This is a genomic window from Dactylosporangium fulvum (assembly GCF_025137375.1).
Classification (GTDB): Bacteria; Actinomycetota; Actinomycetes; order Mycobacteriales; family Micromonosporaceae; genus Dactylosporangium; species Dactylosporangium fulvum.
On record NZ_CP073720.1, the window covers coordinates 2,511,030 to 2,531,217 of the forward strand.

Sequence of the window (20,188 nt, forward strand, 5' to 3'; positions counted from 1 at the left end):
GGGTTGGTTCGCTCGGCTGGTTCGCTCGGGCTGGCCGGTTTGGGTTGGTCGGTCGTCGTTCGGTCATTCCCAGCCAGGTCGGGCGGCGTCGCGTCGTCGCTTGCGTGATCGTCGTTAGGTCGCGATCTTGCCTGGCGAATTTCGGACGTGTGCATGATCCCGAAGACTTTGTGCTGCCTGGGGTACCACAAGTCTCCGGGATCATGGAGAAGTCCGAAAACCGCCAGGCAAGATCGCGGTTCGATCCTGAGTCGCGACGGTTTCCGGCGCGGGCAGCCACCGAGTGAGCGCCGCCGCCCGCCCGCGACGGCGCCGAGCGGGAGTGGCTGCCGACCCGCGACGGTTCCCTGCGGCGGTGCCGGGTGGGAGTGGCTGCGGGTCTGTGGTGGTTTCCTGGTGGCGGTGCCGAGTGGGAGTCGGCGCCCGCCCGCGGTGGTTTCCTTGTGGCGTTGCCTGGTCGGAGCGGGCGCCCGCCCCGCTGCGACTTTTCCTGATAGCGGTGCCGGGTGGGAGCGGGCGCCCGCCTGCGGTGGTTTCCCTGCGACGGTGCCGAGTGAGAGCCGGTGCCCGCCTGCGGTGGTTTCCTTGTGGTGGTGCCGGGTGGGAGCCGGTGCCTGCCCGCGGTGGTTTCCTTGTGGTGGTGCTGGGTGGGAGCCGGTGCCTGCCCGCGGTCGGTTCCTGGTGGCGGTGCTGGGTGGGAGCCGGTGCCTGCCCGCGGTGGATTCCTTGTGGCGGTGCCGGTTCGGAGCGGGCGCCAGCCTGCGGTGGTTTCCTGGTGGCGGTGCCGGGTGGGAGCCGCCGCCAGCCTGCGGTGGTTTCCCGTGGTGGTGCCGGGTGGGAGTGGCCGCTGACCCGCGGCGGGTGCGGTGTCGCCCGCAGCGGCCAACCGTGGGGGCGGCGTTGGCGAGCCGGCGCAGTGCGCGGCGGTGAACGCCGGACGGCGGCCGTAGGGCACGCCGCAGCCCGGCTGCAGGTGGAGTTCACGAACTGTCTGAGCGGCTTGCCGTGGCTGGCTGGCCTGCTGCCACGGCGCCGTGGGCTGGGTGCTGCCCTGGCAAGGTGCTTCCCCGGCAGGTGCCGTCGCGGGTGGCACCCGGCGACGGGGGCCACCCGCGTTGACGGTGCCTGGGAACGAGGTGTGGTCGGGGGCCTCGTTCGGACGGATTTCGCCGCGGTGCGAACGGATATGCCAGAAATGCCGGACAAATCCGATTTACTGACTATCGTCGAGAACGGCGCGGCCCATCGGTAGTGCAACGGGGGACGGTGGTCGCCGCGAGCAGCGGGTCCGGGTGGCAACAGTGCCACACGGGCCCGTTCTGTTCTTCGCGTACAGTTCCGGGGTGACCCCGCACGACCCCCACCGCGCCATCGACGAGATCGACGCCGACATGACCGTCGGTGTCGGCACGGCCGCCGTGCGCGGCATCGATCCCGACCGCCTCGCCATCTGCCTTGCGGTCATCGACGAGCTGCAGGCCCTGCCGCCGGACCACCCCGACGTGCTGCGCGTGCGGCGGGCCACCTCGCACCTCTACAAGCAGGTCAAGCGCCAGCGGCGCAGCGAGAAGCGTGCGGCGGTCACCGAGGCCGACCGCGTGGTCACCGAGGCTACCGCGACCGGCGCGCCCGGCCGGATCGACGATGAGACGCAGGGCATCCCGCTCGTGTCGCCCACCGTCGGGGCCACCGCCGGGCGCCTCAAGCGGCCCCGGTCCTGCTACACCTGCAAGAACCGGTATGTCGACGTCGACGCCTTCTACCACCAGCTGTGCCCCGACTGCGCCAAGCTGAACCGGGAGCGCCGCGCAGCCCGCACCGACCTCACCGGCCGCCGTGCCCTGCTCACCGGCGGGCGGGCGAAGATCGGCATGTATATCGCCCTGCGCCTTCTGCGCGACGGCGCGCACACCACGATCACCACCCGGTTCCCCAACGACGCCGTGCGCCGCTTCGCCGCCATGCCCGACAGTGGCGAGTGGCTGCACCGCCTGCGGATCGTCGGCATCGACCTGCGCGACCCCGCCCAGGTCGCCGCGCTCGCCGACGACGTCGCCGCGCAGGGGTCGCTGGACATCCTCATCAACAACGCGGCGCAGACCGTGAAACGAGCCCCGGGGTCGTATGCGCACCTGGTCGCCGCCGAGTCCGCGCCCCTCGAGCTCGACGGGCCGCTGCCCGAGACGGTCACCTTCCACAAGGCCGCGCCGCACGCCCACGACGCGCCCGCCGAGCTGCTCGCCGGAACGTCGACGCTGATCCCGCCGGACGCGCTCACCGCGCTGGCCCTCACCAGCCGGTCGGCGACCCCGGAGCGGATCGCCGCGCTGACCGCCATCGACGCCGGCGGGCTGGTGCCGGACCTGGCGTCCGTCAACAGCTGGACCCAGCGGGTGCACGAGGTCGAGCCGCTGGAGCTGCTCGAGGTGCAGCTGTGCAACGTCACGGCGCCGTTCATCCTGGTGAGCCGCCTGCGTCCGGCGCTCGCCGCGTCGTCCGCGCGCCGGAAGTACGTCGTCAACGTCAGCGCGATGGAAGGGCAGTTCAGCCGCCGGTACAAGGGGCCCGGCCACCCGCACACGAACATGGCCAAGGCGGCGTTGAACATGCTCACCCGTACCAGTGCGGAGGAGATGCTCACCGACGGCATCCTCATGACCGCGGTCGACACCGGCTGGATCACCGACGAGCGGCCGCACCCGACGAAGATGCGCCTGCACGAGGAGGGGTTCCACGCGCCGCTGGACCTCACCGACGGCGCCGCTCGGGTCTACGACCCGATCGTGCGTGGCGAGCTCGGCGAGGACCTCTACGGCTGCTTCCTCAAGGACTACAGCCCGTCCGCGTGGTGACTACCGCAGCTGGTACATCAGCGTGAACTTGCCGACCTGGACCTCGTCGCCGTCGTTGAGGGTCGCGCTCTTGACCCGCTCGCCGTTGACATAGGTGCCGTTGAGGCTGCCGAGGTCGAGCGTCGAGTAGCCGAAGCCGCCGCTGTTGCGGTGAAACTCGACGTGCTTGCGGCTCACCGTGTTGTCGTCGAGGACGATCTGGTTGGCCGAGTCGCGGCCGCAGTGCACGACGTCGCCGTCGAGAGCGAACTCGGCGCCGGCCTCGGCGCCCTTGCGGATCTTCAGCGTGGCCCGCCCCGACGGCAGCTTCTCCATGTGGGCGGTCAGGTCGAGCGGCTGCGTCGGGCCCTCGGGCGCGGCGACCGCCGCGTCGGCCAGCAGCTCCTCGGTGGTCACGATCGGCACGCCCCAGTGCCGGGCCAGGGCGATCGCCTCCAGCGGTGTGGCCGGCACGCGGATGCCCTCGCCGAGCACCAGCTGGAACGGCGCGGTGGCCGAGACGACCTCGATCGCGCGCAGCGGCGCACGCAGCGCGGTCAGCGCACGCTGGAACAGCTCGGCGCTGATCGGCTCGTCCATGTTGCGCGGACCGCCGTCGACGGGGAACTGGAGGTGCCGGCCGGAGGAAGACTCCTTGAGCAGGACCATGGGGCGGCTCTGCCACGTCTGGGCCCGCACACCCACCACGACGAGCTCTTGCATGCCCCGCCTCCCAAGTCCGACATCTACTGCTGTGCGCTAACGGTACCGCGCCGATTCATCGACGGCCGGGCCGGTCAGGTGTCGCCGAACCGGTTTCGCGTGGTTTGCCGCATCCATCCGTCCACATGACGCGGCCAATCCACGGCGCCGGCCTGCGCGTGACCGATCTTGAAACGGCTGATCGCGTCGTGACCGCCGCGGCGTTTGTCCAGTTCCAGGATGATCTCCATGCCGTGCGGATCGGTCACGAACGTCAGCTCGACCTCGATGACCTGCCCCTGGTACTGCGGGGCGGCCCAGAACTCGATCTCCTGGTAGAACGGCAGCGTCTGGTGGGCGCCGTAGATGAAGCCGCGCTCGAGGTCCGCGGACTTGAACTGGAAGCCGAGCTCGACGAACGCGGCGAGGACCGCCGCCTGCGTGGGCAGCGGGTGCACGTTGATCGGGTCGAGGTCGCCCTTGTCGACGGCCCGGGCGACCTCCAGCTCGGTGCGCACGCCGATCGCCATGCCGGGCAGGCGCTGCCCGTACATGTGCGTGATCGGGGTCTCCCAGGGGACCGGCAGCTGGAACGGGACGCCGTGGCGCATGCCGGGCGCGAGCCGGAATCCGCCGGTGAGCTGCTGGCGCTGAAACTCGACAGTGGAGTCGTATTCACCGTCGCCGGTCTCGACCTCGACTCGGGTCACGAGCGCCACGACGATCCGCTCGATCTCGACCTCGTGCTCACCGCCGGCGAAGAGCACCTGCCCGGCGAGCAGCTCCCCGGGCCGCACATCGGGCCGTTGGAGCACCGTGTCGACGGTGGGACCGCCGACCCCGAGGGCGCGCCGCAGGCTCTTGAAAACCATGGCGGGCACACTAACACGCAGGACTGTAGGGTTAGGCCGTGTCCAGACTGCTCCGGATCGGTGAGCTCGCCAACCTCTCCGGCGTCTCCACCCGCACCGTCGACTTCTACACCGGGCTCGGCCTGATCGAGGCCACGCAGCGCACCGCGGGCAACTTCCGGCTCTACGACCCCGGGTGTGTCGAGCGCATCGCGGCCATCAAGGTCCTCGAGGCCAACGGCGTCAGCCTCGCCGACATGGCGGACGCGCTGCGCCGCGGGGCCGGCGACCTGGCGGTCCAGCTGTCCCAGGTGCAAGGTGACCTCGAGACGCTGAAGGAGGCGGCCGTGCACGCCGGCCCGGCCGCCCACCAGCTGCTGCTCGCGCTGACCGCCCGTCTGCAGTCGCTCATCTCGACGGCGATCGACGTGACGAACAGCCTGCCCCCGTTGTGAAGGCCCGGCGCCTGAGCAACCGGGCGCTACGCCGCCGACCTGATGAGCTCCGCGACGCGCTGGCCGTGCGCGGCGGCGTTCGCGTGGCCGTTGCGCAGTGACTCGGCGGCGAGGCCGCGCAGCGGTGCCATGGCCGGGGTGACGTCGGCGAGCGTCAGCTCCGCCTCCGCGACGTGCAGGTCGAGGCCGAAGACCTCGCCGAGGATCCGCTTGAGGTACGGGGTCACGTGGTCCCAGCCCTCCTTCGGCGTGCCCGGACCGTAGCCGCCGCCCCGGCTCAGCGCCAGCACCGCGGGCCGCCCGGCGATCGGCTGATCCCCCCGCAGCCCCAGGTCCGGGTGCAGGAGCAGCAGGTCGATCCAGGTCTTCACATGAGCCGGGAGGCTCCAGTTGTACAGCGGGACGGCGAACAGGTAGGCGTCGGCGCTCAGCAGTTCGGCGCCCAGCTCCGTGATCAGCGCCGCGGCCTCGGGCGCGGACGGCGCCTCCGGGTCGAACCCGGTCCTGGCCACGGACGCCCAGGCGTCGGCCGGGAGCGGGTGGAGCCCCAGGTCGCGCCGGGTGACGACCGGGTCGGCGTGCTCGGCACGCCAGGCGTGCTCCGCGGTGTCCGCGAGTGCGCGGCTCACCGAACCGGCGACCCGGATGCTGGCGTCGAGTCGGAAGAGTTGCATCGGTGTTGTACCTCCATGTGCTTCGCGGCAGCGCCCGCTCGGCGGTCTGCGACGCCGCGACCGTTTCGCTCTGTCACGTGTCCGGTCGCCGCTGTGCGCATCAGCGGCGACACAGAAAGTCTGCACAACAGAACATCTGTCGGCAAGAGGGAGTGAGCTGTTTATCATTACTGCATGACGCAGGCGCCGGAGACCCCGGCTCGCACCGCCGACGACCTCCAGTCCGACCTGGGCTGGGCGCTCGGTGTGGTGCTGCGCGGCTACGCGAAGGGCGCCCAGCACGTGATCGCCGACGTCCCGGGCGGCCCGCGCGGTTACCAGGTCCTCACGTCAGCGGTCGCCGGCACGGCCGGCACGCAGTTGGCGCTGGCCAACAAGCTGGGCATCGATCGCACCGTGATGACGTATCTGCTGGACGACCTCGAGAAGGCGGGCCTGATCGAGCGGCAGCCGGACCCGGCCGACCGCCGCGCCCGCCGCATCCTGCCCACCGACGCGGGCCGCGCCGCCTTGTGCGAGCTGCAGGGCAAGCTCCAGCACGTCGAGGAGCGGGTGCTGGGCGCGCTCGCCGAGCCCGACCGGACGATGTTCCGCGACCTGCTTCGCCGTGTCGCCACCCGCATCGACGAGCACGACCCCCTGGCCGACGCGTGCAGCCCGATCACCGAGTTCGCCGATGTCGAGCCGGCGACCAGAGCGCGCCGCCGCCGTTCCTGACGAAAGGGCCACCGGCGGCGACGAAAGCCCGCCGTTCCTGACGAAAAAAGCCCACCGGCGGGTGGGCTTTTCGGGCGGGTCAGGACGTCATGCGGTCCAGGACGGGTTCCGGCCGCTCAGGCCCAGGACGCGGGCCAGCAGCGGTGCGGTCTCCGGCACCGGGACCTCCGCGCCGTAGACGCCCATCGAGCGAGCCTGGTCGGCGGAGCGGGCGACCTCGGCGTGCAGTGCCGTGAGCACCTCGTCGTCCCACGCCGGGGCCTGTCCGGCGGCGCGGGCCAGGTCCCAGCCGTGCAGGACGAACTCGCCGAGGACCATGCCCCCGACCAGGTCCGCGGGCAGCTCCGTCGGGCCCATGTACGTCGTGCCCTCCCACGCCGCCGGGGCGCCCCACGCGTCCGCCAGCCGGTCGTACTGGCCGAGCAGCGCCTTGCGCCAGTCGTCGCCGGCGTCGGCCGCGCCGGGCGGTACCGACGCCTTGTGCGCCGCGCCCTCCAGCGACGGCCCCCAGTGCAGGAGGTGCTCGACCAGGGCGCGGACGTCCCACCCCGCGCACGGTGTCGGCGCCGCGAGGTCGGCGTCGTCGAGGGCGGTCACGATCTGCCGGGTCACCGGCGCGGCGCGGACGAGCAGCAGGTGTTTCTCCATGCCGCGACCGTAGGCGGGGCGCCGGCACGCCGTCTTGGACAAACGCGACGACAAACGCGACGACAAACGCGACGACAAACGCGACGACAGCCGTGACGGTTACCCTGGCCCGGTGCGTGACAGCCGGGAGGTGGGCGGAGCGTGGGCGAGTTTCCAGCGCTTCGGCTTCGCCGCCCCGTCCGCCGGGCTGGCGCACCTCGTCAGCCGGTACTGGTGGGCCCGCTGGGACCTGCGCGGCCAGCCCGACTACCACCAGCTGATCGTGCCGTACCCGAGCGTGCAGCTGACCTTCCCCGGCGACGGGCCGGCCCTGGTCCGCGGCGTGTCCCGGGGGCGGGTGCGGCGGACGCTGTCGGGTGTCGGCGCGACGTTCGGCATCGTGTTCCGGCCCGGCGTCTTCCGGCGCTTCCTGGACCACCCGGTCGCCGCGCTGACCGACCGCGCCCTGCCCGCCACCGCCGTCCTGGGGCCCGGCCTGCCCGCGTTGCGGCCGACCCCCGCCGCCGTCCTCGGGCCCGATCTGCCCGCGTTGCGGCCGGCCCCCGGCGGCACCGGCGAGGACGGGCTGGCCGCGGTCGGCGTCGACGTGCGCGAGGTCGAGGCGATGCTGCTCGGCCGCATGCCGCCGGACGACCCCGTCGGCGACGAGGTGGCCGGATGGATGGCGCGGATCGCGGCGTCGAGCGAACTGCGCCGCGTCGACCTGGTCGCGGAGCGCTTCGGCGTCGGGTCCCGGCACCTGCAGCGGCTCTTCGCCGAGCACGTCGGCGTCAGCCCGAAGTGGGTCATCCGCCGGTTCCGCCTGCACGAGGTCACCGAACGCCTGGCCGCGAGCCTCCCCGGCGGCACGGTCGACTGGGCCGGGCTCGCCGCGGACCTCGGCTACGTCGACCAGGCCCATCTGACCAGGGACTTCACGGCGATGTTCGGGGAGCCGCCGACCGTCTACGCCGCGCGCTACTGACGGTCCCTCGGAAGGCACCTGGTGTTAGGGTGGCGGGCGATGTTCTCGCAGCGCACCCGGCTGGTGGGCGTCGTGCTGCTGGTCGCCGTCGCGGCGGCCGGCTGCGGTGACAGCCCCGCCACCGGCACCTCCGGCAGCCCGGCCACACCGACCGCGCAGGAGTCGCCCGGCCGGCAGCTCGGCACCACCGCCCAGCCGGGGAGCGCGCCGCCGAGCTCGGCGGCGCCGCAGGCGGTCAAGCACGTGTTCCCGGTGCAGGGCAAGTCGTCCTACGGGCACACCCACCACGACTATCCGGCCAGCGACATCATCGCCGCGTGCGGGCTCACCACCGTGTCGCCGGTCGACGGCACGGTGCTCGAGGTGACGCGGTCCGACACCTACGACGCCAAGGTCGACGACGGCGCGACCCGTGGCGGGCTCTCGGTGTCGATCCTCGGCGGCGACGGCGCGCGGTACTACCTCTCGCACTTCTCCTCGGTCGACGAGGGCATCGAGGCCGGCACGCCGGTCCGGGCCGGTCAGCCGATCGCCAAGGTCGGCCGCACCGGTCGCGCCGGCGCCTGCCACGTCCACCTGGGCCTGTCCCCGGCGTGCCAGAAGACCGGCGACTGGTGGATCCGGCGCGGGGTCATCTGGCCGTGGTCCTACCTCGACGCGTGGAAGGCCGGCAAGGAGAAGTCGCCGGTCGCCGAGCTCGACTCCTGGCAGCGGCAGCACGGCTGCCCGGCGAACCCTCCTCAGGACGGCGCTTAGGTGTACTCCAGGCAGAAGGGGTGCCCGGCCGGGTCGCTGTAGACGCGGAAGCCGGCCTCCTTCGTGGAGAGCAGTTGTGCGCCCATCCGCAGCACCTTCGCCTCGGCGGCGTCGATGTCGTCGACCCGGATGTCCAGGTGGAGCTGCTGGGGGAAGTTGGGGTCGGGCCACAGCGGCGGCCGGTGGCCGTGCGCGAGCTGGAAACTCAGCTTCGTCGTGCCGTCGCTGATCTCGACCCAGTCACCGTCGACCCGCGTGATGGGCAGCTCCAGCAGTTCGGAGTAGAAGTGCGCCAGCGTCTTCGGGTCCGGCGTGTCGAACACCACCGTGTTGAGTCTCGCTGTCATGTTCTCATCCTGCCCGAACACCTAGCCTTGCGCTTGGATGGCGGTGATCGCGACGGTGTTGACGATGTCCTTGACCGTCGCGCCGCGTGACAGGTCGTTGACCGGCTTGCGCAGGCCCTGCATGACCGGGCCGACCGCGACCGCGCCGGCCGAGCGCTGCACCGCCTTGTAGGTGTTGTTGCCGGTGTTGAGGTCGGGGAAGACGAACACGGTCGCCTGCCCGGCCACCGGGCTGTTCGGCAGCTTCGTCGCCGCCACGGCCGGATCGATCGCCGCGTCGTACTGGATGGGCCCCTCCACCGGCAGGTCGGGCCGTCGCTGCCGGACCAGCTCCGTCGCCGCCGCCACCTTCGTCACGTCCGCACCCGAGCCGGAGGTGCCGGTGGAGTACGACAGCATCGCCACGCGCGGCGTGACGCCGAACCGGGCCGCCGTGTCCGCCGACGACAGCGCGATGTCGGCGAGCTGCGACGCGTCGGGGTCCGGGTTGACGGCGCAGTCGCCGTAGACCAGCACCCGGTCGGGCAGCAGCATGAAGAACACGCTCGACGCCACGGACACGCCGGGCACCGTCTTGATGACCTCGAACGCGGGCCGGATCGTCGCCGCCGTCGTGTGCGTCGCGCCGGAGACCATGCCGTCGGCGTGTCCCAGCTGCACCATGAGCGTGCCGAAGTACGACACGTCACCGACGACGTCCCACGCCAGGTCCCGCGTGACGCCCCGGTGGGCGCGGATCTTCGCGTATTCGGCGGCGAACTCGTCCCGCAGCGGTGAGGTCAGCGGATCGACGACGGTGGCGCCGGACACGTCCACACCCAGGTCCCGGGCGCGGGTCTCGACGACGGCGGGGTCGCCGAGCAGCGTCAGGTCGGCCACGCCCCGGCGCAGCAGGATGTCGGCGGCCCGCAGGATGCGCTCCTCGGTGCCCTCCGGCAGCACCAGGCGCCGCCGGTCGGCGCGGGCGCGCTCGATCAGGTCGTACTCGAACATCAGCGGCGTCACCCGGGACGAGCGCGACAGCTCCAGCACCGACGCCAGCGCATTGGTGTCCACATTGGACTCGAAGGCGCCGAGCGCGGCCTCCACCTTCCGCGGGTTGGCGGTGCTGAGCCGGTGCTCCATGCGGGTCGAGGCGTCGATGGTGTCGTAGCTCGCGGTCGGCACCGACAGCACGGCGAGCCCGGGGTTGAGCCGCTCGAACAGCCGCAGCGCCACGGGCGGCGGCTCGATGCCGAGGGTCAGCACGATGCCGGCCAGCGGCACGAGCCCCGAGGCGTGCGCCGCGCCCGCCGCGAGGAGCAGGTCGGCCCGGTCACCCGGGGTGATGAGCAGCGCCCCTTCGGTAAGGTGTTCGAGCAGGGTCGGCACCTGGGCGGCGCCGACGACGTAGTCGAGGACGTCGCGGCCGAGTGCCGCGCCGGAGCCGGTGACGACGTGCGCGCCGAGCTGCTCGGCGACCTCCGCGACGGTCGGCGCGCCGATCGTCGGCACCTCGGGGATCGTGTAGCAGGGCACGGGCAGCGACGGCGGCTTCACCTCGCCCTGGGTCTTGTTGACGATCACCGCGGCGACCGTCGCGTCGAGATCCACCAGGCTGTGGTACGCCTGGCGGGCCGGAGACTCCACGTCGGCCAGGCCGTGCCCGTTGACGACCGAGGCGACGACGGCGCCGAACTCGTTGGCCAGCCGAACGTTGAACGACAGGTCGTCGTCGAGGTCGGTGCCGATGACCACGATCGCGTCGTGACCGCCCGACACGGCGCGGAACCGCTCCACGATCTGCCCGACCAGCTCCTCGCCCCGCCCTGCGGCCAGCAGCGCGGCGGCGTCCGGCGTGGTGACCCCGAACAGCTGGTCGGCGGGCGTGCCGATGTCGTAGCGCGACCGGAGCAGCTCCAGCAGGGGATCGGCGGCCGCGGCGACGACGGGACGGAACACGCCGATCCGCGGCACCTTGCGGGAGAGCAGTTCGGCGAGACCGAGCGCGATCGCCGACTTGCCGGAGTCGGGACCATGCTCGACGAGGTACACAATTCGGGCCACAGCAGTAGTCTGCCTGGCATGATCCTCGTGCTCAACAGCGGCTCCTCGTCCGTGAAGTACCGAGTGCTCGACCTGGCGGACCCCGCGGCGGGCGACCGGGGCATCGTCGAGCGGATCGGCGAGCCGGGCGGTGTGCCGGACCACACCGCCGCGCTGGAGCAGGTGCTCGACCGGATCGACCGGGCGGCCGTCGACGCGGTCGGCCACCGCGTCGTGCACGGCGGGGACCGGTTCCAGGCACCCACCCTGATCGACGACGACGTGGTCAAGGCCCTCAACGACCTGGTGCCGCTGGCGCCCCTGCACAACCCGGGGGGTATCACCGGGATCGAGGCGGCCCGGGCGAAGCTGCCGGACGTGCCGCACGTGGCGGTCTTCGACACCGCGTTCCACGCCACGCTGCCGGCCGCCGCGGCGACATACGCGATCGACCGCGAGCTCGCCGCGCGGCACGGCATCCGCCGCTACGGCTTCCACGGCACGTCCTGCGCCTTCGTCGCCGGGCGCGCCGCCGGGCTGCTCGGCCGCGACGTCACCGAGCTGCACCAGATCGTCCTGCACCTCGGCAACGGCGCCAGCGTCACCGCCGTCGCGGGCGGGCGCAGCGTCGAGACGTCGATGGGCCTGACCCCGCTCGAAGGGCTCGTGATGGGCACCCGCTCCGGCGACCTCGACCCGGCGATCCCCGGCTTCCTGCACCGGGTCGCCGGCCTCGACTTCGCCGGCGTCGACGAGGTGTTGCTGCGCCGCGGCGGGCTGCTCGGGCTCGCCGGGGTCAACGACATGCGCGCGCTCCTGGAGCGGCGGGCGGCCGGCGACGAGGCCGCCGGGCTCGCGTTCGACGTCTACTGCCACCGGATCAAGAAGTACGTGGGTGCGTACCACGCGGTGCTCGGCCGGCTGGACGCGATCGTCTTCACCGCCGGGGTGGGTGAGCACGCCGCGCCGGTGCGCGCCGCGGTCCTCGACGGCCTGGGCATGTGGGGCATCGCGGTCGACCCGGCCCGCAACGACAGCCCGGCCAGGGACGCCCGGCTGATCTCGCCCGACGGCGCCCCGGTCGCGGTGTGTGTGGTCCCGACCGACGAGGAGCTGTCCATCGCCGAACAGATCGTGGAGCTGCTGGGCCGGTAGGCTCCCCGGCGGGCGGAGGGATTAGCTCAGAGTGGTTGGCGAGAGGGTCAGCGCCAGCCGCGGGGGTGGTTGGCGCTCCGTGGGCCGCTGCCACGCAGCGGGGCGCCGGCCGCCTCGGCCAGGACGTCGGCGAGCTCCTCGAAGCCGTCGCGGACCAGGCCGACCGTGATCCGCACATGGTCGCTGTCGAGGTGGCTCACCTCGAACGGGGCGCCCGGCGCCACGGCGATCCCGTGCGCCGCCAGGGTCAGCATCGCGACCTGCTGGTTGGCGACCGCCATCCACAGGTTGATCCCGTCGGCGGCGGTCGCGGTGACCTCGCGGGCGTCGAGGGCGTCGAGCAGGGCGGTGCGGCGGCGTGCGTACTCGTCGCGGGCCCGGGCGATCTGGTCCACAGTGGACTGGTCGGTGAGCAGGTCGACGAGCACCGCCTGCAGGAGCCGGCTGGACCAGCCCGGGCCGAGCAGCCGCCGGTCGGTGACCGCGGTGACGACGGACGCCGGGCCGCCGATCGCGGCGAGCCGCAGGTCGGGGCCGTGGCTCTTGGAGAAGCTGACCACGTGCACGGTCCGGTCCGGCAGCCGGCGCCCCAGGCTCACCGGCGGCGCGGTGGCGATGCCGCCCGCGTGGTCGTCCTCGATCACGGTGACCCCGGGGTGCTTGGCGATCACCCGGGCCAGCTTGTCGGCGCGTGCCTGGGTCATGCTCGCGCCGGTCGGGTTGTGCGCGCGGGGCTGGAGGTAGACGGCGACCGGATCGTAGGTGTGCAGGGCGGCGGCGAGGGCCTCGGGGCGCATGCCGTGCTCGTCGATCGGCACGCCGACGACGGTCGCGCCGACGGTCTCCAGCAGGTCGAGCATCGGCGGGAACGCCGGGTCCTCGACCAGGACGTGGTCGCCGAAGCGGACCACGACGCCGGTGATCCGGTCGAGCGCGTCGAGCGCGCCGTCGACCACGGTGAGCTGCTCGGGCGGAAACGGCCAGCGCTCGCGCAGCACGGTCTCCAGCTGCGGCAGGACGGCGCCGTCGAGATAGCTCGTGGTCAGCCGGGCGTCGCCGATCCGCTTGAGCGCGTCGGTGAGGCTGGGCAGCAGGTCATAGTCGGGCACCCCGGTCGAGTAGTCGCGGGTCAGGCCGGCCCGCAGCTCGCTGACCCGGCCGCCGAGCTGCGCGTAGCGCAGGCGCTGCCGCGGCAGGGACGGTGCGGCGACGAACGTGCCGGAGCGGCCGCGGGTCTGGATCGCACCGGCGCGGGCCAGGCTGCGCCACGCCTCGCTGACGGTCGTGGGGCTGATCCCCAGTTCCCGGGCGACGTCCCGGACGGTGGGAAGGCGGGCGCCGGCGGGCAGCGTGCCGGCCGTGACGAGCCGGCTGACGGCGGCGGCGATTCCCCGGGCGCTGCGGTCCTCGACCGCCCCCGCGATGAGCGCGAGCAAATTACATCTCCGAAACATTCTGTAACGCTTGGACCATTGTCCGCCTACATTTGTGTCGTTAGTGTCCTACGGCATCCGACCCGAGACAAGGTCGACCCGCCCGACACGGCCGGACCGCCCGGGTCGGCGCCGCACGTGCTCGACCGCCGGTAACCCCGCCGCCGGACACAGTGGACTGACCACAGAGAGGGGCAGCCATGACAGCGATCATCCGGGCCGCCATCGTCCAGACGAGTTGGACGGGCGACAAAGAGTCGATGATCAAGGCCCACGAGGACTACGCCCGGCAGGCCGCCGCACAGGGCGCCAGGGTGATCTGTTTCCAGGAGTTGTTCTACGGCCCCTACTTCTGCCAGGTCCAGGACTCCGCCTACTACGAGTACGCCGAGTCGATCCCCGGGCCGACGACCGAGCGCTTCCAGGCCCTCGCCGCCGAGCTCGGCATGGTGATGGTCCTGCCGATGTACGAGCAGGAGCAGCCCGGGGTCCTCTACAACACCGCCGCCGTCGTGGATGCCGACGGGCGCTACCTCGGCAAGTACCGCAAGAACCACATCCCGCAGGTGAAGGGCTTTTGGGAGAAGTTCTACTTCCGCCCCGGCAACCTCGGTTATCCCGTCTTCGACACCGCCGTGGGCAAGGTCGGGGTCTACATCTGCTACGACCGGCACTTCCCGGAGGGGTGGCGCGCCCTGGGCCTCAACGGCGCGCAGATCGTCTTCAACCCGTCGGCCACCAGCCGCGGCCTGTCCGCGTACCTGTGGAAGCTCGAACAGCCGGCGAGCGCCGTCGCCAACGAGTACTTCATCGGCGCGATCAACCGCACCGGCATCGAGGACCTCGGCGACAACGACTTCTACGGCACCTCGTACTTCGTCGACCCGGAGGGCAGGTTCGTCGGCGAGGTCGGCGACGCGCACAACCCGGAGCTGATCGTCCGCGACCTCGACCTGGCGCTGCTCGCCGAGGTCCGCGACCGGTGGGCGTTCTACCGCGACCGCCGCCCCGACGCCTACGGGGAGCTGGTGCGGCCGTGAGCGGTTCGGAGCGCAGCGGAGGTAGCGCGATGAAGCTGATCAAGGGCGGGACGGTCGTCGGTCCGGTCGGGGCGATCCCGGGTGACGTGCTCATCGTGGGCGAGAAGATCTCCGCGATCTTCGCGCCCGGTGAGGGGCCGCAGGAAGGCGACTTCGAGGTCGTCGACGCGACGGGGAAGTACGTCATCCCGGGCGGCGTCGACGCGCACACCCACATGGAGCTGCCCTTCGGCGGCACCTTCGCCAGCGACACCTTCGACACCGGCACCAAGGCGGCCGCGTTCGGCGGCACCACCACCATCATCGACTTCGCGGTGCAGCGCACCGGCGAGGTCGTCCAGGACGGCCTGGCCGCCTGGCACGCCAAGGCCGCCGGCAACTGTCACGTCGACTACGCGTTCCACCAGATCCTCGGCGGCGTCGACGACGAGTCGCTCAAGGCGATGGACCAGCTCGTCACCGGCGAGGGGGTCACCAGCTTCAAGCTCTTCATGGCGTACCCCGGCGTCTTCTACAGCGACGACGGGCAGATCCTGCGCGCCATGCAGAAGGCCCGCGACAACGGCGCCATGATCATGATGCACGCCGAGAACGGCCCCGCGATCGACGTGCTGGTCAAGCAGGCCCTGGAGCGCGGCGAGACCGACCCGATCCACCACGGCCTCACCCGGCCCGAGGCGCTCGAGGCCGAGGCGACCAGCCGCGCGATCTGGCTCGCGAGCGTCGCCGCCGACTGCCCGCTCTACATCGTGCACCTGTCCGCCAGCAAGGCCCTGGAGCAGGTCGCCGCCGCGCGGGACCTCGGCCGCAACGTCTTCGCCGAGACGTGCCCGCAGTACCTGTACCTGACGCTGGAGGACCAGCTCGGCGCGCCCGGCTTCGAGGGCGCCAAGTGGGTGTGCTCGACGCCGCTGCGCAGCAAGCACGAGACCCACCGCGCCGACCTGTGGAAGGGCCTGCGCAGCAACGACCTGTCGGTCGTCTCCACCGACCACTGCCCCTTCTGCTTCAAGGACCAGAAAGAGCTCGGCATCGGCGACTTCTCGAAGATCCCCAACGGCATCGGCAGCGTCGAGCACCGCGTCGACCTGCTCTACCAGGGGGTCGTCGACGGCAAGCTGTCGCTGGCCCGCTGGGTCGAGACGATCGCGACCACCCCCGCCCGGATGTTCGGCCTGTTCCCGCGCAAGGGCGTCATCGCGCCCGGCTCCGACGCCGACATCGTGCTCTACGACCCCTCGGCGCGCACCCGCATCAGCGTCGAGACGCACCACATGAACATGGACCACTCGGCCTGGGAAGACTACGAGATCGACGGCAAGGTCGACACCGTGATCTCCCGGGGGAGGGTCATCGTCTCCGGCGACACCTACCACGGGCACGCCGGCCACGGGCGGTTCCTCCGCCGGGGACTGTCCGACTACCTGCTGTAGAACCTGGGGAACCACGATATGCGAGAGATCAAGCATTGGCTCGACGGTCAGGCCGTGTCCGGCACGAGCGGCAGGCAACTGCCCGTGTGGGACCCGGCCACCGGCGAGCAGCAGGCCTGCGTCGTCGCCGCGACGAAGGCGGAGACCGAGCGGGCCGTCGCGAGCGCGCTCGCCGCGTTTCCCGGCTGGCGGGCCGCGTCGCTGTCCCGCCGCGCCGAGGTGATGTTCCGCTTCCGCGAACTGGTCGACGCCAACCGCAAGGAGATCGCGGCGCTGGTCAGCCAGGAGCACGGCAAGACCGTCGCCGACGCGGCCGGTGAGGTGGCCCGCGGCCTGGAGAACATCGAGTTCGCCACCGGCGCGCCGCACCTGCTCAAGGGCGGCTACAGCGAGCAGGCGTCCACCGGCGTCGACGTGTACTCGATCCGCCAGCCGCTCGGCGTCGTCGCCGGCATCACGCCGTTCAACTTCCCGGCCATGGTGCCGATGTGGATGTTCTGCAACGCCTTGGTGTGCGGCAACACGTTCGTGCTCAAACCCAGCGAGAAGGACCCGTCGGTCTCGTTGCTGCTCGCCGACCTGCTGCGCCAGGCCGGCCTGCCGGACGGCGCGTTCAACGTGGTCCAGGGCGACCGGGAGGCCGTCGAGACGCTCATCGCGCACCCCGACGTGCAGGCGCTGAGCTTCGTCGGCTCGACCCCGATCGCCCGGGCGGTCTACGAGGCCGGCACCCGCGCCGGCAAGCGGGTCCAGGCCCTCGGCGGCGCCAAGAACCACATGGTGGTCCTGCCCGACGCCGACGTCGACGCGGCGGCCGACGCGGCCGTCTCCGCCGGCTACGGCTCGGCGGGGGAGCGGTGCATGGCCGTCTCCGTGGTGGTGGCGGTCGGCGCCGTCGCCGACCCGCTCGTCGCCGCGATCAGCGAGCGCATCGGGCGCATCGCGGTCGGCCCCGCGACCGACCCGTCCGCCGAGATGGGGCCGCTCATCACCCGCGAGCACCGCGACCGGGTCACCGGCTACCTGGCGGACCCCGGCACCGCCGAGGTCGTCGTCGACGGCCGGCAGGCGCCGATCGCGAGCGGGCCCGGCTTCTTCCTCGGCGCCTCCCTCGTCGACAAGGTCGGCACCGACTCGGCCCTCTACCGGGACGAGATCTTCGGCCCGGTCCTCGCGGTCGTGCGGGCCGAGACGTACGACGAGGCCGTGCAGCTGGTCAACGACAACGAGTACGGCAACGGCACCGCCATCTTCACGCGCGACGGCGGCGCCGCACGGCAGTTCCAGTACGACGTCGTCTGCGGCATGGTCGGCGTCAACGTCCCGGTGCCCGTCCCGGTCGCCTACTACAGCTTCGGGGGCTGGAAGTCCTCGCTCTTCGGCGACCTGCACATGTACGGACCCGAAGGGATCCAGTTCTACACGCGCAGCAAGGTCGTCACCTCCCGCTGGCCCGACCCGGCCACGTCGGAGATCGACCTCGGCTTCCCGAAGGTGCGGTGATGTCATGGACATAGGCGTGGTGCTGCAGTGCGACCCGCCCGCGACAGGTGTGGTCGAGCTGGCCAGGCAGGCCGAGTCGGCCGGGTTCAGCCACGTGTGGACCTTCGACTCGCACGTGCTGTGGCAGGAGCCGTTTGTCATCTACAGCAAGATCCTGGCCGACACCCAGCGGGTGGTCGTCGGGCCGATGGTGACCAACCCCGGCACCCGGGACTGGACGGTCACGGCGTCTCTCTTCGCCACGCTCAACGAGTTGTACGGCAACCGCACCGTCTGCGGCATCGGGCGGGGCGACTCGGCGGTGCGCGTGCTGGGCTCCCGCCCGACCACGCTGGCCGAGCTGCGCGAGTGCGTGCAGGTGGTCCGCGAGCTCGGCAACGGCCGCTCGGTGCGCCTCCGCGACCGGGACCTCCGGTTCGCGTGGGCCCCCGACAGCCGGCTCGAGGTCTGGGTCGCCGCCTACGGGCCGAAGGCGCTCGCGCTGACCGGCGAGGTCGGCGACGGATACATCCTGCAGCTCGCCGACCCCGACATCGCCGCCTGGATGATCAAGGCGGTCCGGTCAGCGGCCGAGAAGGCGGGCCGGGACCCGGCGGCGATCAAGTTCTGCGTGGCGGCCCCCGCCTACGTGGGCGACGACCTGGCGCACCAGCGGGAGCAGACCCGCTGGTTCGGCGGCATGGTCGGCAACCACGTCGCCGACATCGTCGCGCGCTACGGTGCCGGCGGCGCGGTGCCGGCGGTGCTCACCGACTACATCAAGGGCCGGAAGGGCTACGACTACGCCGAGCACGGCCGGGCCGGCAACACGCACACCGACTTCGTCCCCGACGAGGTCGTCGACCGGTTCTGCATCCTCGGCCCGGTCGAGCACCACCTCAAGCGCCTCACCGAGCTCAAGGAACTCGGCGTCGACCAGTTCGCCCTGTACCTCCAGCACGACGCGAAGGAGTCCACGCTCGCCGCCTACGGCGAGCATGTCATCCCGGTCGTCTCGTGAACCGGACCAAGCGGCTCGACGTGGTGCGCCGCCTGGGCCGGCCCGAGCTCACCGGCGGCGCGTAGCCGTCAGCGCAGGCCGCGACCCGTTCCTCCTGTCAGTCCTGCTCGTTCCCGGGCGAGGGGAGGGTCGCGGCCAGCCGGTCGACCGCGGCCATCACGGCCTCGTAGCCGTCCTGGGTGAGCTTGCCGTCGTCGTGCAGGTCGCGCAGGTCGCGGCGCAGGTCGGTGACCCGCTGGGCGGCCCGTTCCGGACGCTGGCGGCCGAGGTCGCGGCGGATGTCCTCGAGCCGCTTGTTCAGGCCGCGGATCTCGTTCTCTTTGAGCCTGCTGTCCGCCCCCGCGATCGCCGCCTCGACGATGTCGACCGCCTCGCCCGGGTCACCCGGCGTCGGGCTCACGGGCGGTGTCGTCGGCGCGGGCGAGCCGGTGCCCGGGCCGGCCGGTGCCGTCGTGCCGGAGGTGGCCGGGCCCGCGACCGGGTCGTCCGTTCCCGACGGACGGCCGGCGAGCAGTACGGCGAACACCACGACGGCGACGGCGACCGCACCCAGCGCGACCAGGGCGACGCCGATCGGTCCGAGCCGCCCCCGCTCGCCGTCGTGCGGTTCGCCGGGGTCGAGGGCCGGTATGGCCTGCGTCCGGGGGCTCACCGCGGCGCTGGCGCGGACGGCGGCCGGGACGCCGCCCGACGGTCCGGCGGTGCCGGCTGTCCCTGCGCCGGTTGTCCCGGTGCCGGCCGGCCCGGGTCCGAGCGCCCCGGCTCTGGTCGCGCCGACCGCGCCGACCGCGCCGACCGCGCCCACCGCGCCCAGCGGGGCGGCGGTGGCCGCTCCGGTGGCCACGTCCACCAGCGCGGCCCGCACCTGCGTGGCGCTGGACGGCCGGTCCTCGGGGCGCTTCGCCAGCAGGGCGGCGACGAGGGCGTCGAGCTCCGGCGGCACGCCGGGCCGCAGCGCCGACACCGGTGCCGGCTGCTCGTGGACGTGCTGCCACAGCACCCGCACCGGCGTGTCGGCCGTGAACGGCGGCCGGCCGGTGAGCATCTCGAAGAGCACACAGCCGAGCGCGTAGAGATCGGCACGCGCGTCCACCTGGCCGCTCGCCGCCTGCTCGGGTGCCATGTACGCGGTGGTGCCGAGCGCCGTCGCCGAGGCGGTCAGGTGCACCTGCGCCGCGCCGGGCAGGCGCGCGATGCCGAAGTCGCAGACCTTCACGTGCCCGGTGGCGGAGAGCAGGATGTTGGCCGGTTTGACGTCGCGGTGGACCACGCCGGCGGCGTGCGCGGCGGCCAGCGCGTCGCACACCTGCGTGCCGACGCGGGCCACCTCGCGGACGGCGAGGGGGCCGCCGGCCAGGGCCTCGGCCAGGCTGCGCCCTTCGACCAGTTCCATCACGAGGTACGGCACGCCGTCGTCGGTGCCGACGTCGTGCACGGCCACGATGTTGGGGTGCGCCAGCCGCGCCACGGTGCGGGCCTCCCGGTCGAAGCGGGTCAGCATCGCCGGGTCGTCCAGGCCCGCCCGGTGCAGCACCTTGATCGCCACGGGGCGCTCGAGCCGCCGGTCGAACCCGCGCCGTACCTCCGCCATGCCACCGCGGCCCAGGATCGGGCCAACCTCGTACCGGCCGTCCAACACACGTGTCACGGTGGC

General features: G+C 72.4%; 18 protein-coding genes. 10 read left to right on the plus strand and 8 right to left on the minus strand.

Annotated elements, in window-relative coordinates; all coding sequences use genetic code 11:
- Positions 1-1,391 precede the first annotated feature (1,391 nt).
- The gene (locus Dfulv_RS11725; protein WP_259867613.1) at positions 1,392-2,852 is read left to right on the plus strand and encodes an SDR family NAD(P)-dependent oxidoreductase; all 1,461 of its coding nucleotides are present in this window, start codon (positions 1,392-1,394) and stop codon (positions 2,850-2,852) included.
- On the opposite strand, the gene Dfulv_RS11730 is transcribed toward Dfulv_RS11725, so the two are convergent.
- Positions 2,853-3,554 carry a bifunctional nuclease domain-containing protein gene (locus Dfulv_RS11730; RefSeq protein WP_259862837.1) on the minus strand — a complete coding sequence of 234 codons (702 nt, stop codon included), beginning with the start codon at positions 3,552-3,554 and terminating at the stop codon, positions 2,853-2,855.
- Between the two features lie 74 nt (positions 3,555-3,628).
- Positions 3,629-4,405, minus strand: a complete 777-nt coding sequence (locus Dfulv_RS11735; RefSeq protein WP_259862838.1) for a sporulation protein — start codon at positions 4,403-4,405, stop codon at positions 3,629-3,631.
- 38 nt (positions 4,406-4,443) lie between these two features.
- Between Dfulv_RS11735 and Dfulv_RS11740 the strand changes: the two genes are divergently transcribed.
- Entirely contained in the window at positions 4,444-4,839 is a 396-nt protein-coding gene (locus Dfulv_RS11740; RefSeq protein ID WP_259862839.1) for a helix-turn-helix domain-containing protein, read from the plus strand.
- Positions 4,840-4,865: 26 nt separating this feature from the next.
- Here Dfulv_RS11740 and Dfulv_RS11745 read toward each other — a convergent pair whose 3' ends face one another.
- Positions 4,866-5,513 carry an FMN-dependent NADH-azoreductase gene (locus tag Dfulv_RS11745; protein ID WP_259862840.1) on the minus strand — a complete coding sequence of 216 codons (648 nt, stop codon included), beginning with the start codon at positions 5,511-5,513 and terminating at the stop codon, positions 4,866-4,868.
- 174 nt (positions 5,514-5,687) lie between these two features.
- Between Dfulv_RS11745 and Dfulv_RS11750 the strand changes: the two genes are divergently transcribed.
- Complete coding sequence (locus tag Dfulv_RS11750; protein ID WP_259862841.1) at positions 5,688-6,230, plus strand: MarR family winged helix-turn-helix transcriptional regulator; 543 nt, start codon at positions 5,688-5,690, stop codon at positions 6,228-6,230.
- Between the two features lie 87 nt (positions 6,231-6,317).
- Here the strand turns inward: Dfulv_RS11750 and Dfulv_RS11755 are convergent, their stop codons facing one another.
- Complete coding sequence (locus Dfulv_RS11755) at positions 6,318-6,878, minus strand: TIGR03086 family metal-binding protein (RefSeq protein ID WP_259862843.1); 561 nt, start codon at positions 6,876-6,878, stop codon at positions 6,318-6,320.
- Between the two features lie 112 nt (positions 6,879-6,990).
- On the opposite strand from Dfulv_RS11755, the gene Dfulv_RS11760 reads away from it, so the two are divergent.
- Both Dfulv_RS11760 and Dfulv_RS11765 read left to right on the plus strand, forming a co-directional pair.
- Positions 6,991-7,842 carry an AraC family transcriptional regulator gene (locus tag Dfulv_RS11760; protein WP_259862844.1) on the plus strand — a complete coding sequence of 284 codons (852 nt, stop codon included), beginning with the start codon at positions 6,991-6,993 and terminating at the stop codon, positions 7,840-7,842.
- Positions 7,843-7,881: 39 nt separating this feature from the next.
- Complete coding sequence (locus Dfulv_RS11765) at positions 7,882-8,598, plus strand: M23 family metallopeptidase (RefSeq protein WP_259862845.1); 717 nt, start codon at positions 7,882-7,884, stop codon at positions 8,596-8,598.
- Here Dfulv_RS11765 and Dfulv_RS11770 read toward each other — a convergent pair.
- Both Dfulv_RS11770 and pta read right to left on the minus strand, forming a co-directional pair.
- Complete coding sequence (locus tag Dfulv_RS11770) at positions 8,595-8,945, minus strand: VOC family protein (RefSeq protein ID WP_259862846.1); 351 nt, start codon at positions 8,943-8,945, stop codon at positions 8,595-8,597. The two genes, Dfulv_RS11765 and Dfulv_RS11770, sit on opposite strands and share 4 nt — an antisense overlap.
- Positions 8,946-8,966: 21 nt before the next feature.
- Positions 8,967-10,991, minus strand: a complete 2,025-nt coding sequence (pta, locus tag Dfulv_RS11775; RefSeq protein ID WP_259862847.1) for a phosphate acetyltransferase — start codon at positions 10,989-10,991, stop codon at positions 8,967-8,969.
- 18 nt (positions 10,992-11,009) lie between these two features.
- Here pta and Dfulv_RS11780 point away from each other — a divergent pair, with 18 nt between their 5' ends.
- A complete protein-coding gene (locus Dfulv_RS11780) occupies positions 11,010-12,125 on the plus strand; it encodes an acetate kinase (RefSeq protein WP_259862848.1) in 1,116 nt (371 codons plus the stop codon).
- Between the two features lie 47 nt (positions 12,126-12,172).
- Here the strand turns inward: Dfulv_RS11780 and Dfulv_RS11785 are convergent, their stop codons facing one another.
- The gene (locus Dfulv_RS11785; RefSeq protein ID WP_259862849.1) at positions 12,173-13,561 is read right to left on the minus strand and encodes an aminotransferase-like domain-containing protein; all 1,389 of its coding nucleotides are present in this window, start codon (positions 13,559-13,561) and stop codon (positions 12,173-12,175) included.
- Positions 13,562-13,758: 197 nt separating this feature from the next.
- On the opposite strand from Dfulv_RS11785, the gene Dfulv_RS11790 reads away from it, so the two are divergent.
- Genes Dfulv_RS11790 through Dfulv_RS11805 form a run of 4 tightly spaced genes read left to right on the plus strand, consistent with a single transcriptional unit; the run spans position 13,759 to position 18,534 of the window.
- On the plus strand, positions 13,759-14,598 hold the full coding sequence (locus tag Dfulv_RS11790) for a nitrilase-related carbon-nitrogen hydrolase (protein WP_259862850.1): 840 nt from the start codon (positions 13,759-13,761) through the stop codon (positions 14,596-14,598).
- A gap of 29 nt (positions 14,599-14,627) precedes the next feature.
- Positions 14,628-16,031, plus strand: a complete 1,404-nt coding sequence (gene hydA, locus Dfulv_RS11795; protein WP_259862851.1) for a dihydropyrimidinase — start codon at positions 14,628-14,630, stop codon at positions 16,029-16,031.
- An 18-nt stretch (positions 16,032-16,049) separates the two neighbouring features.
- Positions 16,050-17,534: a CoA-acylating methylmalonate-semialdehyde dehydrogenase gene (locus tag Dfulv_RS11800; RefSeq protein WP_259862852.1), complete on the plus strand. Its 1,485-nt coding sequence runs from the start codon at positions 16,050-16,052 to the stop codon at positions 17,532-17,534.
- A 4-nt stretch (positions 17,535-17,538) separates the two neighbouring features.
- Positions 17,539-18,534, plus strand: coding sequence for a TIGR03842 family LLM class F420-dependent oxidoreductase (locus Dfulv_RS11805; RefSeq protein ID WP_259862853.1), 996 nt, complete (start codon positions 17,539-17,541; stop codon positions 18,532-18,534).
- Between the two features lie 97 nt (positions 18,535-18,631).
- On the opposite strand, the gene Dfulv_RS48395 is transcribed toward Dfulv_RS11805, so the two are convergent.
- Complete coding sequence (locus Dfulv_RS48395) at positions 18,632-20,182, minus strand: protein kinase domain-containing protein (protein WP_264675837.1); 1,551 nt, start codon at positions 20,180-20,182, stop codon at positions 18,632-18,634.
- Positions 20,183-20,188 lie beyond the last annotated feature (6 nt).